The 12,756-nt window shown below is 63.1% G+C and carries 13 protein-coding genes; 2 read left to right on the forward strand and 11 right to left on the reverse strand.

Annotated features, from left to right (window positions below; all coding sequences use genetic code 11):
* Positions 1-10 precede the first annotated feature (10 nt).
* Positions 11-1,531, reverse strand: coding sequence for a 3-hydroxyacyl-CoA dehydrogenase (locus tag QN413_RS02450; RefSeq protein ID WP_323495076.1), 1,521 nt, complete (start codon positions 1,529-1,531; stop codon positions 11-13).
* 340 nt (positions 1,532-1,871) lie between these two features.
* Here QN413_RS02450 and QN413_RS02455 point away from each other — a divergent pair, with 340 nt between their 5' ends.
* A complete protein-coding gene (locus QN413_RS02455; protein ID WP_323495077.1) occupies positions 1,872-3,902 on the forward strand; it encodes a hypothetical protein in 2,031 nt (676 codons plus the stop codon).
* A 24-nt stretch (positions 3,903-3,926) separates the two neighbouring features.
* On the opposite strand, the gene QN413_RS02460 is transcribed toward QN413_RS02455, so the two are convergent.
* From QN413_RS02460 to lexA, 4 genes are all read right to left on the reverse strand, one after another.
* Entirely contained in the window at positions 3,927-5,090 is a 1,164-nt protein-coding gene (locus tag QN413_RS02460) for an MFS transporter (RefSeq protein ID WP_323495078.1), read from the reverse strand.
* A gap of 8 nt (positions 5,091-5,098) precedes the next feature.
* On the reverse strand, positions 5,099-6,106 hold the full coding sequence (locus QN413_RS02465; protein ID WP_323495079.1) for a D-2-hydroxyacid dehydrogenase family protein: 1,008 nt from the start codon (positions 6,104-6,106) through the stop codon (positions 5,099-5,101).
* 83 nt (positions 6,107-6,189) lie between these two features.
* The gene (locus QN413_RS02470) at positions 6,190-6,555 is read right to left on the reverse strand and encodes a hypothetical protein (protein WP_323495080.1); all 366 of its coding nucleotides are present in this window, start codon (positions 6,553-6,555) and stop codon (positions 6,190-6,192) included.
* 140 nt (positions 6,556-6,695) lie between these two features.
* Positions 6,696-7,370 (reverse strand): transcriptional repressor LexA, encoded by a 675-nt coding sequence (lexA, locus tag QN413_RS02475; RefSeq protein WP_323495278.1) that lies wholly within the window; start codon positions 7,368-7,370, stop codon positions 6,696-6,698.
* A gap of 72 nt (positions 7,371-7,442) precedes the next feature.
* Here lexA and QN413_RS02480 point away from each other — a divergent pair, with 72 nt between their 5' ends.
* On the forward strand, positions 7,443-8,462 hold the full coding sequence (locus QN413_RS02480; protein WP_323495081.1) for an asparaginase: 1,020 nt from the start codon (positions 7,443-7,445) through the stop codon (positions 8,460-8,462).
* Between the two features lie 77 nt (positions 8,463-8,539).
* On the opposite strand, the gene adk is transcribed toward QN413_RS02480, so the two are convergent.
* From adk to QN413_RS02510, 6 genes are all read right to left on the reverse strand, one after another.
* Positions 8,540-9,196 carry an adenylate kinase gene (adk, locus tag QN413_RS02485; protein ID WP_323495082.1) on the reverse strand — a complete coding sequence of 219 codons (657 nt, stop codon included), beginning with the start codon at positions 9,194-9,196 and terminating at the stop codon, positions 8,540-8,542.
* 149 nt (positions 9,197-9,345) lie between these two features.
* A complete protein-coding gene (kdsB, locus tag QN413_RS02490) occupies positions 9,346-10,146 on the reverse strand; it encodes a 3-deoxy-manno-octulosonate cytidylyltransferase (protein WP_323495279.1) in 801 nt (266 codons plus the stop codon).
* Between the two features lie 68 nt (positions 10,147-10,214).
* Positions 10,215-10,397, reverse strand: a complete 183-nt coding sequence (locus QN413_RS02495; RefSeq protein WP_187052178.1) for a Trm112 family protein — start codon at positions 10,395-10,397, stop codon at positions 10,215-10,217.
* Positions 10,378-11,370, reverse strand: coding sequence for a tetraacyldisaccharide 4'-kinase (gene lpxK / locus QN413_RS02500; protein ID WP_323495083.1), 993 nt, complete (start codon positions 11,368-11,370; stop codon positions 10,378-10,380). The genes QN413_RS02495 and lpxK overlap by 20 nt, the downstream gene beginning before the upstream one ends.
* 2 nt (positions 11,371-11,372) lie before the next feature.
* Positions 11,373-11,798 (reverse strand): biopolymer transporter ExbD, encoded by a 426-nt coding sequence (locus tag QN413_RS02505; protein ID WP_323495084.1) that lies wholly within the window; start codon positions 11,796-11,798, stop codon positions 11,373-11,375.
* Positions 11,799-11,816: 18 nt separating this feature from the next.
* Entirely contained in the window at positions 11,817-12,449 is a 633-nt protein-coding gene (locus QN413_RS02510; protein WP_323495280.1) for a MotA/TolQ/ExbB proton channel family protein, read from the reverse strand.
* Positions 12,450-12,756: the final 307 nt, after the last annotated feature.

Raw genomic sequence — 12,756 nt, forward strand, 5'->3', positions numbered from 1 at the left:
GGGTCAGTTCTCACTCTTCTTCATGGAGCAGGCTCAGGCCGAGTGCGCCGCGGCGACGCAGCCACGGGCTCGGTCGATAACGCGGATCGCCGTAGACCGTCTGCAGGTTGAACAGCACTTCGAGCATGTTCGTCGGGCCGTACAGATTGCCCATGGCCAGGGGACCTTGCGGATAGCCCAGGCCGAGCTTCACCGCTGTCTCGAGATCGGGTGGCGAGCAGACGCGCTGCTGGCACATGTCGGCAGCGATGTTGACGATGGTGCCGATCACGCGCTGGGTGACGAAGCCGCCACTGTCGCGGATCACGCTCACCGGCTTGCTATCGCGTGAGAAGAGCGCATGCGCCGTGTCGCGCATGTCGCGCCGCGTGGCGGGGTTGGTCGCAATCACGCGGCGCTTCGTGGCAGCGTCTTCGATCATCAGGTCAATGCCGATGGTGCGCGTGGCGTCGAGGCGTTCCACCGCTGCGACGGTGGTCACGTCGAAGCCCAGCGGCGCGACCACGATGAGCGCCGCGGAGGAAGGTGTCGCACCGCTTTCGAGTTGGGCGCCGAGCGCATGAATGAGCTTGAGCAGGTCGGCGCGGCGTGCGGCGCGGGGCGACACCCAGACGGCCGGCGTCGCATCGATCACCGGTACGGGCGGTTCCGCTGCTTGCTGCATGACGCCATCGACATAGCGATAGAAACCCTCGCCGGTCTTGCGGCCGAGCGCGCCGGCAGCAAGACGCTGCGCAGTGATCACGCTCGGGCGAAAGCGCGGCTCCTCGTAGTACTGGCGGTAGATCGATTCCATGACCGGATGCGAGACGTCGAGCGCGGTCAAATCCATCAGTTCGAACGGCCCGAGGCGAAAGCCAGCCTGGTCTTTCAGGATGCAGTCGATGGTCGCGAAATCGGTGACGCCTTCACCCACGATGCGCAGGGCCTCAGTACCGAAACCGCGGCCGGCATGGTTGACGATAAAGCCTGGCGTGTCGTTCGCCCGCACCGCGCTGTGGCCCATTTGCACGGCATAACCGGCCAGGCGGTCGCAAATTGCGGAGTCGGTCTTGAAGCCTGCAATGACTTCGACCACCTTCATCAGTGGCACCGGATTGAAAAAGTGGAAGCCCGCCATGCGCTGCGGGTGTGCCATCACCGCAGCGATAGCCGTCACCGACAACGACGAGGTGTTGGTCGCCAGCGTTGCGCCAGGTGCCACCACCGCTTCGAGATCCTTGAAGAGCGCTCGCTTGACGCCCAGGTCTTCGACGATGGCTTCGATCACCAAGTCGCAATCGGCAAGTTGTTGCATCGACGACACAGGATGAACCCTTGCGATGAGGGCATCGCGTGTGGCTTCGTCGAGTTTTCCTTTTTCGTGCAATTTTTGCCATTGGGCGACAAGCGCCTCCTTCGCGCGCTCCGCTGCGCCATCGAAACTGTCCAGCACGAGCACTTGGCTTCCGGCTTGTGCCGCGATTTGTGCAATGCCCCGGCCCATGGCGCCGGCGCCGACCACGCCGATCTTGGAAAAATTCACACTCATTTGATAATTGTCTCCATAGGGAATTTTCGACTCTGACGCACGTGTCAGAATGTGTCTACTTTCGATTGCTTTTGGGCTCATTTTGCAACTCCGACGCATCGCAGCCGCTCTGATTTCTATCGGGGTTGCGCTCCCATCATTCGCTTTGACGATCGGTCGTCCTCAAGGGTCGACGTGGATCGGCAAGCCTGTAGATCTCGTCATTCCGCTCACCCTCGAAGAGGGCGATGGCGGGGATTCGCTATGCCTGGGAGCAGAGGTTCTGCAAGGCGACACGCGGATAGACGACAAACGCGTAACTGTATCCCTCGAACCGGGCAGCAGCGCCGCTACGCCTCGTATGCATGTCAGATCGACGGTGATCGTCGACGAGCCGGTCGTGACGGTTGCAGTGAGCGCAGGGTGCGCCACCCGCTCCACGCGCCGCTACGTACTGCTTGCCGATGTGCCTGCGGATATCGCGGTGCCTGGCGTAACGACTTCGCCCGGCGGGCGCTCGTCGAGCAATGGCTCGACCGGAAGTTCAGCGTTCTCCTCCTCGGACAGCAGATTCGGCGGCGACTCGAATGGATCGTTCAACGGTGCGACATCCGGTGCAGCAACAGCGCGCCGCAGTGCCGCGCCACGCGTCGTCCGTCCTCGCGATCCTGACGCCGTGGCTGCAGCACCGCGTCGGCCCGCACCGGCCAAACCGCCGGCGCCTTCACGTCGCGTCGTGGTCGCTGCCGCACCTGTTGCACCCCCCGCGGCATCACCCGTCGCGCCTCGCACGCCTGCAGCAGCCGCAACCGCTGCTGCTGCTGATGCAAAACCTGCCGCGAGCGTTGGCCCGCGCCTGCAACTCGACGCGATGGAGCCAACAGCGGCACGCGACCCGGGCCTGAAGGCTTCTCCCGAACTGATAGCACCGCCCGTTGAAGATCCTGCCAAGCGTGCCGAAGCTGCCGCGCTTTGGAAGGCCGTTGGTACGCCTTCCGAAGATGCCCAACGCGATGCTCAGCGCATGCAAACGCTCGAAGCGACGTTGACTGCCTTGCGCGAGCAGACCGCTCAAAACCAGCGCACGCTGCTCGAAATGCGGCAGGAGCTTGCGGCTGCCCGCGACAGCCGCTACCGCAACCCGCTTGTCTACGCGTTGATCGCTTTGTTGCTGCTGGCACTGATCGGCATGCTGTTGCTGTGGCGCCTAGCCAAACGAGCCGCAGCGCCTGCATGGTGGGGCGAAGCGCCGGCCGCTGGCGGACGGGCACCCGACGAACCGGGTGCAGGCGGCATGCCTCGCAGCGCTGGCCGGTTGCCAGAGCCACGCGCATTTCCGACGCGTCAGGTTGCCGCGGCGTCACGCCCCGCGCCGCTCGACGACATCGAGCCCGCCTATCTCAGCGGCTACGGCTCGCTGGAAAACACAGTGGTTCGCACGCCTGATGGTGCGCCAGTGCGCCCAGTTAACACCGAGGAGTTGTTCGACGTGCAGCAGCAGTCGGACTTCTTTTTGTCATTAGGGCAGCACGACCAGGCCATCGCCGTATTGAGCGAACACATCGCCGACAACCCGGGCACCAGCGCATTGGCGTACCTCGATTTGCTGCGCATCTTCCACTCGCTCGGACGGCGCGATGACTACGCGCGCCTGCGCCATGAGTTTGAGCGCGCCTTCAATGCCGACGTGCCGGAATTCGACAAATTCTCGGAAGCCGGACGCGGCCTCGAACACTATCGCAGCACGCTGGCACGCATCGAGTCGCAGTGGCCGGCACCTGGTACGCTGGCATTGATCGAAGAGCTGGTGTTCCGCAAACCCGGAACGCATGGCGACGAAGCGTTCGACCTGGCCGCATATCAAGAGCTTCTGTTGCTGTATTCGGTGGCAAAGGAAGTCATCGACCCAGACAGCGCGCCGCCAGCGCCCGTCACTCCGCTGTCGTTCGTCGATACCTTCGGCCACGAGCTCGAGCCGACGATGCCGGCACCGATCGATCGCGAAATTCCAACCCGCGAGATGCCACTCGACACTCTCGAAGCGGGGTCGCCACCCGATGCTATCGAGGGTGCGCCGACGTTGCCGGATTCGATCTATGGCGGCATCGACGACGGGTTGCAGCACAACACGGCGTATGTTCAGGCGCCCACCACTTTGCCCCCTGCTGCCGTTCCGCCAGCGGCGCGCCCACGCGCTCCGCATCGTCCGGGTGTCGATCTGGACCTGGCCGAGTTCGACAAGACGGCCTACGAAACGATGCCGGCACCCATCGAGGTATCCGCTCCGACGGCAGAGCGTGAGAAAAATCCGCACATCATCGACTTTGATCTTTTTGATCCGGCAACCGAGGCCGAAATCGCGCCGAAGAAGTCGCCAGACACAAAACGCTGAGGTCAGGCTCGGGGCCTCGGCGTTTTACGCCGTGACGACAGGCCTCTGAGCGCGATCGACCAAAAAGCTCAGTAGCATCGCGGCCAGCACCGTCGCGAGGCCGACCCAGTGCATGGAATCGATCGCGTCATGTGCAAGCATCCAGCCGCCAGCGCCAGCACCCACTGCCTGACCGATGTAGATGCCGGAGCTGTTAAGCGCGACAGAGCCGGGCGCAAGTGTCGGTGCCAAGCCCACCAAGCGCGCTTGCTGCGCTGAGTTGGCAGCAAAGCAGCCCAGACCCCAAGGCACCAGAACCAGGGCCATCGATGCCATGGTCATCCCCAGCGGCCAGAGCAGCAGGCTCACCGCGATCATCGCTGTGGTGAGCATGACCATGCGCCCCGTGCCCAGCCGATCGATGTTCCGGCTGACCAGTACGTTGCCGATGAGACCGCATGCGCCAAACCATGCCCACATGAGGCTGAGCGATGTCGCGTCCGCGTTCAGTGTCAGCTTCAAGATCGGGGCGAAGTAGCTCGACAACACGAATTGCCCGACGCCCTGCAATGCGGTGACCGACACCACGCCCATGAGGATCGGACTCTTCAAGACGCGCCCCCAGGCTGCGCGTGACAAGGCGGCCGGATGAATGTGGGCCGGCAGAGTGAACCAGATGCCGATCGCGCTTGCAACCGAGAGCGCCGAGATGACCATGAAGGCGCTGCGCCAGCCGAAGTGACCTCCAATGAGCGCGCCGATGGGAAGGCCCAGCACGGACGCCATCGACCAGCCGAGAAAAACGAAGGTGACGGCCCTGCCGCGCTGCTCGGGCCGTACGAGCAGGCCAGCGCAGGCAGCCGACTGCGCAGTGAAAATCGCAGGCGCGATCACCGTCAGTGTGCGCACCAGCAGCAAACCACCAAAGTCGCTCGTCAGCGCGCCGACGGCATGGCCAGCCGCATACCAGAGCATGGTGCAGGCGAGGAGCACGCGGCGGTCCCACCCGGCGAACACGGCTGCCAGCAGCGGTGCGCCGAGGCACATCACGATGGCCGCCACCGTGATGAGCTGCCCGGCCGTCGCTGCGCTAACCGCCAGCGACGCGCTGATCTCGTTGAGCGTGCCGGGCACCACCATGACCCCGGTGCCGATGACGAAGTTACCGGCAAGCAGAGCCCATAGCGCGCCTGGGAGCGGCGGGCGCACCGCCGATGTCAACGTCGAACCTGCAGCGCGCCCGGGTTGACGATGTTGGTCGGGTTGCCCTTGATAAAGCTCACAACGTTGTCGAAAGCCTGACCGAAATAGAGCTCGTAGCTGTCTTGCTCGACATATCCGATGTGCGGCGTGCAGATGCAATTCTCGAGTCGCAGCAGAGCATGTCCTTGCAGCGGTGGCTCGCTTTCGAAAACGTCGATAGCGGCAAGCCCGGGACGGCCGCGATTGAGCGCAGCCAGCAAGGCGTCGGGCTCGACCAGTTCAGCGCGCGAGGTGTTGACGAAGAGGGCGGTCGGCTTCATGCGAGACAAGTCCTCCAGCTTGACGGCACCGCGCGTCTCTTCGTTGAGCCGTAGGTGGACCGACAGCACGTCTGCGGCCATGAAGAAGGCCTCCCGGCTCGGCGCGACCTGAAAGCCATCGGAGCGCGCCTTGGCGCAGCTGGCCTCACGGCCCCAGATCACCACCTGCATACCGAATGCCTGGCCGTAGCGCGCGATCAGTTGACCGATACGGCCGTAGCCCCAGATGCCGAGCGTCTTGCCCTTCAGCACCGAGCCGAGGCCGAAATTGGCCGGCATCGATGCCGATTTAAGGCCTGACTGCTGCCACGCGCCGTGCTTCAGGTTGCTGATGTACTGCGGCAGACGGCGCATCGCCGACATGATGAGCGCCCAAGTCAGCTCGGCCGGGGCCAGTGGCGAGCCGGAACCTTCTGCCACCGCAATACCTTGCTCGCTGCACGCGGTGACGTCGATGTGACTGCCGACGCGGCCGGTCTGCGAAATCAGTTTGAGCTTGGGCAGCTTCTCGACCAGCTGCCGCGATATCTGCGTCCGCTCGCGAATGAGCACGATCACATCGGCGTCTTTCAAGCGCACCGAAAGCTGTCCGATGCCTTTGACGGTGTTCGTATAAACCTTGGCTGCGTAGGCGTCGAGTTTGGCGGCGCAGCGCAGCTTGCGCACCGCGTCCTGGTAGTCGTCGAGGATCACAATGTTCATGGCGTGCCATTGTGCCTCGCGTCATCGGCCTTAACAGGCAGTCGACGTCGTTGTCGCCACGGAAGGCGGCAACGAAATGTTCGTCAGTGAAGTCGATGGCGACCGTCGACTGTCTCGGCAGCCTCGAGTGCGGCCAGTCGATCGAGTTCGGCGCACACGTCCGCTATGCGACCCGAAATCACCACGCGGCCCGTGCGACGACCGGGCTCCTGCGGGTCAACGACACGCACCACGCGCAGCGGACGCGACGGCGAAACGGCGCTTGCGCAACCCGGCTCCGCCGCCCGCGAACCACATGACGGCCTGACCGCGACATAGCGCAAGCCGGTCGCGTTTCTGCGCGGCGATGCGGCGAGCCCTCTATTGGGCAACCAGCGATCGGCCAGCAACTGCATCGGCATCCATAGGTCGGCGAAGAGGTCTGAAAAAGTAAGCGAAGCGAGTCCCATGCGATCTCCAAATAGGTCAGAGGTTGAACACAGGCAGGATTGCTTGAACGGCTGTGCCAGGGTGATGGCTCTTCGCCATACGCCCGCCACCTGTCGCAGCCGGTTTTTGCGCGCTGAATGCGCGTAAGAAAGGTGCTACCTCACATCAGCATCGTGTTGCGGATGAGGCCAACGGCGAGACCTTCGATCTCGAAAGGTTCGCCAGGCTGCACGATGATGGTTGGATAATCTGGATTCTCGGCGTGTAGCTCGATGACTTGCTTGTTGCGGCGCAAACGTTTGACGGTCACTTCATCGCCCAGTCGCGCCACCACTATCTGCCCGTTACGCGCCTCCTTGGTGGACTGCACAGCCAGCAGGTCGCCATCCATGATCCCGGCGTCGCGCATCGACATGCCGCGGACCTTGAGCAAATAGTCGGGCTGCCGCTGGAACAGCGTGTTCTCGACGTAGTAGGTTCGATCGACATGCTCTTGCGCGAGGATGGGCGAACCGGCGGCTACGCGACCAATCAGCGGCAGCGCCAGTTGAGCCATGCCCGGCAGTGAAAGCGAAAACTGGTTGTTGCGCGACTCGTTGAGCGAACGGAGCGCATCGCCCCGAAGCCGGATGCCGCGCGACGTGCCACTGATGAGGTCGATGACGCCCTTGCGTGCCAAGGCCTGTAAGTGCTCTTCTGCCGCATTGGCCGATTTGAAGCCGAGTTCGGTTGCGATTTCTGCACGGGTGGGCGGCGCACCAGTGCTCGCGATGGCGCTCTGGATAAGGTCCAGAATTTGTTGCTGGCGGGCGGTAAGCTTCACTGCGAATTGCATGGGAACTCCTTGCGGCACTGGTTGAATGTCCAGTAGCTGTATTTTTAAACAGTTTTTCAAAGTTTGCAAGCAATGATGAAGTCAGAGCAATCGGAAGTGCGTCGCCTTGTGGTGCTGGGCACCGGGGGCACGATCGCCGGCCGTGCGGCATCCGCTGGGGACAACCTCGGCTACACCGCGGGCGAGGTGGGCGTCGCAGATCTGCTCGCTGGGATTGGAGCGCCATCTGGCGTGACGCTAGTTGCCGAACAGGTCGCGCAGCTCGACAGCAAGGACATGAGCTTCGATGTGTGGCACCAGCTGGCGCAACGATGCATGCATTGGTCGAACGTGCCCGACGTGATCGGCATCGTCATCACGCACGGCACCGACACGCTCGAAGAGACAGCGTTTTTTTTGCACTCTGTGTTGCCTGCGGAGAAGCCCGTGGCGCTGACTTGCGCTATGCGCCCGGCCTCCGCACTCGCGCCCGATGGTCCGCAAAATGTGCGCGATGCGATTGCCGTAGCAGCGACCGCGGGCGCCCGCGGCGTGACCGTGGTGTGTGCAGGCACCATTCACAGCGCCATCGATGTCCAGAAGGTACACACCTACCGGCTCGATGCCTTCGCGTCCGGGGATGCCGGGCCGCTTGGCTATGTGGAAGAAGGGGCGGTGCGCCGCCTCCGTGACTGGCCGGGCGCCCTTGACGCCAATGCCGGTACTGCCGGCCTCGACGCAGCAATCAAACTCAAAGTGATCAGCACGGACGTCGAATGGCCGCGTGTGGAGATCATCATGAGCCACGCGGGTGCGACCGGTGCAGTCATCGATGCGCTGATGGCGCATGGCGCGGAGGATGCGGCCGGTCCGGTCCGCGGCCTCATCCTCGCTGCGACGGGCAACGGCACGCTGCACCACGCGATCGAAGCGGCCGCGGCTCGAGCGCACGCGGCCGGCATCGAAATTCGCCGTGCAACACGCTGCGTCAACGGCCGCATCCTGCCGCGCGGTGACGACACGTGGCCCGACGCCGGCGGCTTGTCCCCGGTCAAAGCACGCATCGCGTTGATGCTTGAGTTGATGTTGGCTTCGCCACCTGTTTCGGCTTGAGGTGGCCTGGGGCTCAACCCATCAAAGGCGCAAAAAAAGCCGCCGCAGCGACTTGCTCGTTCGCCTCGAAGGCCACCTCAGCTGCTCAAAGCAGTCAGCGCGCGTTGCGTGATTTCGTCAACCGAGCCCACGCCACTGATGGCGCGGTATTTTGGCGCTGCCGTCGGATCAGACTTGGCCCAAGTCGCGTAATAGTCGACCAGCGGTCGCGTTTGCTCGCTGTAGACGTCGAGCCGCTTGCGGACGGTTTCTTCCTTGTCGTCTTCGCGCTGGATGAGTTCGTCGCCCGTAACGTCGTCGTGCCCAACGCGCTTCGGCGGGTTGAACTTGACGTGGTAGGTACGGCCTGAGGCCGGGTGCGATCGGCGACCGCTCATGCGATCGATGATGTCCGAGAAAGGCACGTCGATTTCAAGGACGTAGTCGAGCTTGACGCCCGCTGCACGCATCGAATCTGCTTGCGGAATGGTGCGCGGGAAGCCGTCGAACAAAAAGCCGTTGGCGCAGTCGGGTAATGCCAGCCGCTCCTTTACCAGGTTGATGATGAGGTCGTCGCTCACCAACGCACCCGACGCCATGACCGCCTTGGCCTGCAAACCGAGCGGCGTGCCGGCCTTGACGGCAGCCCGCAGCATGTCGCCGGTCGAGATTTGCGGAATGGCGTACTTCTGGCAGAGGAAGGCGGCTTGCGTGCCTTTGCCTGCCCCGGGGGCGCCCAACAAAATCAGTCTCATGGTGTCCTCGGAAGGTTCTTGGAATTTGTGTCGCGCCAAGCCTGCCGAGGCGTCGATCTACGGGGCAATGCCGGGCGGAGTCGGGTCGAGGATAGCATGCGACTTCGTGCTGAAATGCCGGCAAATCCCGCTTGCAGTTGCGGTCGCGATCAGGCTTTTTCAAAGATCGCGCGTACGCGCTGCAAGTCTTCAAGCGTATCGACGCCGGGACCCGGCGCCTGCTGCGAGACATGAACTGCGATCCGGTGTCCGTGCCACAGAACGCGCAGTTGTTCGAGTGCCTCGATGGCCTCGATCGGCGCTGGAGGCAGGCTTGGAAAGCGTTTCACGAAACCGGCCCGGTAGCCATAGATGCCGATGTGCCGCAAAGGCGGTGGCGTCGGCATCGCGGGGGTGGTGACCTTGCCATTTTGGCCGCCCTGGCCGGCGCCGTCTCTCCACCAAGGAATCGGCGCGCGGCTGAAGTACATCGCAAACCCTTTGGCGTCGAGCACCGCTTTCACGACATTGGGATTCACGAAATCTGCAGGGTCATCAATCGCGTGCACCGCAGTGCTCATCGGCGCATCAGGGTTGGCGGCGAGCGTCTCTGCCACCGCATCGATCAACGATGGATCGATCAGCGGCTCGTCGCCTTGCACGTTGACCACGATCGCGTCGTCTGCGAGCCCGAGTTGAATGCAAGCCTCGGCCAGCCGGTCGCTTCCGCTGGGGTGGTCGGCGCTGGTCAGCAGCGCGAGGATGCCGTGGGCTTCGCAGGCGGCCACGATGCTCGGATGATCGGCTGCGACCACCACGCGATCGGCGCGCGACGATCGCGCTCGCTGCGCGACCCGCACGACCATCGGCAAACCGGCGATGTCCGCCAGAGGTTTGTCTGGCAGGCGGCTGGAGGCAAGGCGTGCCGGGATCAAGACTATGAAAGCGGCGTTGGCCGTTGGCGCGGGCACCGGCTCAGCAAAGTGCTCAATCACCGGCGCAATAACGGGCTCAAGAGACGACTGACCGGCCGGCTGAGTCAAAGCCCAAGCTCTTCATCCGACAAGGTTCTGGCTTCGTCTTCGAGCAGCACGGGAATCCCGTCGCGCACCGGGTAGGCCAGACGCGCGCTGCGCGACGAAAGCTCCTGCTTGTCGGCGTTCCATGTCAGCGGGCCCTTGGTCACGGGGCAAACGAGCAGTTCAAGCAGCTTGGTATCCATCGACCGATGATAGCTTTGCATCGAGCGCTGCGAAGAAGCCGGGTTCAGGCGTGAAGACCAGCGGCACGGCAAACGCTTCCGGCGTCGAGCGCCAAAGTTTCAATGCGTCTTTTTCCGTGCAAAGGAGCCGGGTTGCACGTGGCTGCGCCCAGACCCAGCCCTTAAAGTCGTGATGGTCGGGCAGCGCGATCCGCTGTGCGATCCGCACGCCACGGGCTGCCAGCATGTCGAAGAACGCGTCGGGGCGGGCGATGGCCGCTACGGCATCGACCTCCAGACCGGCGAGGTCGGCGAGCGGCGTGCGCATTTCGTTGCTCTGCACTACGTCGCTGCCCAATTCGCGGGTGGCCTTGAAGCCGGCAAACGCAGGACGCGTTCCCGTATGCAGCACCAGGTCGCATCGCCGCGGCCACGTTTCCCGCAGTGGGCCTGCAGGCAGCAGCCAGCCGTTGCCGACACCGCGATCGTCGAACACGCAGATTTCGATGTCGCGTGCGAGCGCCAAATGCTGCAGGCCATCGTCGCTGACGATCACCTGTATGCCGGGATGGCGCGCCAGCAGCGTCTGTGCCGCTACGACGCGTCGTCTTGCCACGACCACTGGCGCGCCGGTCGAACGCCGTATTAACGCGGGTTCGTCGCCCACTTCGGCAGGATCGGAGTCGTTCGAGACTTCGCGGCAATCGGTCGTGTTCCGACCGTAGCCGCGCGACACCACGCCGACGCACAAGCCCTGGCTTTGCAGATGTCTGACGATTGCCATGACAACAGGCGTTTTGCCCGAGCCGCCCGCAATCACGTTGCCGACGACGATCACCGGAACGCCAACGCGCGTGGTCTTCAAAACCCCGAAGCGAAAGAGCAGGCACCGAAAGCCGGTGAGTACACCGTAAACCGCGGCCAGCGGCAGCAGCAGCCGCGCCAGTGCGCCGCGTCGCAGCCACTCGCGCTGCAGCTGCAGGCCAGTCTGCAAGGCTAGCGCCCCGCCTGCGCGGTCGATTGGGTTGCGAAGGTGATCTGCATAAGGCCAACGCGCCGTGCTGCTTCCATGACAGTGATGACCGCCTGGTGCGGCGACATCGCGTCCGCGCTGATGATGATGACGTTGTCCTTGGCTCCGTTACTCGCAGCAGCCAGCGCAGCCGCTACGCTTTCCACGCTGCGGTCGGGCAGGACATTCTTGTTGATCGAATAGCGACCATCCGCCGACACCGCAACGATCACTTCTTTCGGATAGTCGCGTTGCGCATCCGCATCCGCCACCGGCAACTTAAGTTGCATTTCGGTGAACTTGCTGTACGTCGTCGACAGCATCAGAAAAATCAGCACCACCAGCAACACGTCGATGAACGGAATCAGATTGATCTCCGGCTCATCGCGCGCGCCGTGTCGAAAGTGCATGCGTCCGGGCTTCATCGGTTACTTGCGCAGCGCGTTGAGGTGCCGCGCAAAGCGCTCGCCGGCAAGTTCGAGATTCAGCAAATACTCATCGACCCGGGTGCGAAAGTAGCGCCAGAAAATCAGTGTCGGAATGGCCACGATGAGGCCGAAGGCAGTGTTGTACAGAGCGATCGAGATGCCGTGGGCCAGCTGTGCCGGGTTGCCTGCTCCCACCGCCCCGCCGGCCGGCGATTGCGAGCCGAAGATTTCGATCATGCCGATGACCGTACCGAGCAGCCCGAGCAGCGGCGCTGCCGAAGCGATGGTCGCAAGTGCCGGCAACCAGCGTTCGAGCTTGTGAGCAACCATGCGACCGGACGCCTCCATCGCTGCCCGAAGATCGTCTTCAGTACAACGCGGATTCGCGTTCAGCGCACGAAAGCCGGCAGCCAGCACTTGGCCAAGAAACGAATTGTTTTCCAGCTTTGTCACCACGTCGGGCCCCGGGATCGAGGTCTGCGACACGGTAATGGCTTCGTCGAGCAGCTTTGGGGGCAGCACACGCGCGGTTTTCAGGCTGGTGAATCGTTCGATGACAAGCGCGAGCGCCAGTATTGAACAGGCGAGCAGCGGCCAGATTGGCCAGCCCGCAGCAACTATGATCGAAAACAAAGAACCCTCCGGCCCGTGGATTGCAAATGCGCGGCGATTATCCACCGAGCCCGCTTCACAAAGTGCAATGTGCTGCTGTAGGCGCCGACGCACAGATTCTGTGGATAACTTTGTGACTAACACCATGAGCAACCGATGCGAAACCACGCCCGCCGTGGCTTTCGCTGGATCGATTGAATTTTGAGCAGCTGTTTCTCCAATCGAATCAACGAGTTGCACCGCAACTCGCGCGGCTTGCTGGCCTGTCAGGCCTGTTTTCTGATCGCAATGTGGAATGTGGACGAGTCGATAAGCGGCACGGTGAATA

Origin of the sequence: Variovorax sp. LG9.2 (genome assembly GCF_035018885.1) — a bacterium.
Lineage (GTDB): Bacteria > Pseudomonadota > Gammaproteobacteria > Burkholderiales > Burkholderiaceae_C > Variovorax.

Excerpts from the sequence above, each read along its gene's own strand:
- lexA (WP_323495278.1), bottom strand. The coding sequence starts at position 7,370 with ATGCAATTCGCAGTGAAGCTTACCGCCCGCCAGCAACAAATTCTGGAC.
- adk (WP_323495082.1), bottom strand. The coding sequence starts at position 9,196 with ATGAGACTGATTTTGTTGGGCGCCCCCGGGGCAGGCAAAGGCACGCAA.
- QN413_RS02470 (WP_323495080.1), bottom strand. The coding sequence starts at position 6,555 with ATGGGACTCGCTTCGCTTACTTTTTCAGACCTCTTCGCCGACCTATGG.
- QN413_RS02450 (WP_323495076.1), bottom strand. The coding sequence starts at position 1,531 with ATGAGTGTGAATTTTTCCAAGATCGGCGTGGTCGGCGCCGGCGCCATG.
- QN413_RS02505 (WP_323495084.1), bottom strand. The coding sequence starts at position 11,798 with ATGCACTTTCGACACGGCGCGCGCGATGAGCCGGAGATCAATCTGATT.
- QN413_RS02465 (WP_323495079.1), bottom strand. The coding sequence starts at position 6,106 with ATGAACATTGTGATCCTCGACGACTACCAGGACGCGGTGCGCAAGCTG.
- QN413_RS02480 (WP_323495081.1), top strand. The coding sequence starts at position 7,443 with ATGATGAAGTCAGAGCAATCGGAAGTGCGTCGCCTTGTGGTGCTGGGC.
- QN413_RS02455 (WP_323495077.1), top strand. The coding sequence starts at position 1,872 with ATGCATGTCAGATCGACGGTGATCGTCGACGAGCCGGTCGTGACGGTT.
- QN413_RS02495 (WP_187052178.1), bottom strand. The coding sequence starts at position 10,397 with ATGGATACCAAGCTGCTTGAACTGCTCGTTTGCCCCGTGACCAAGGGC.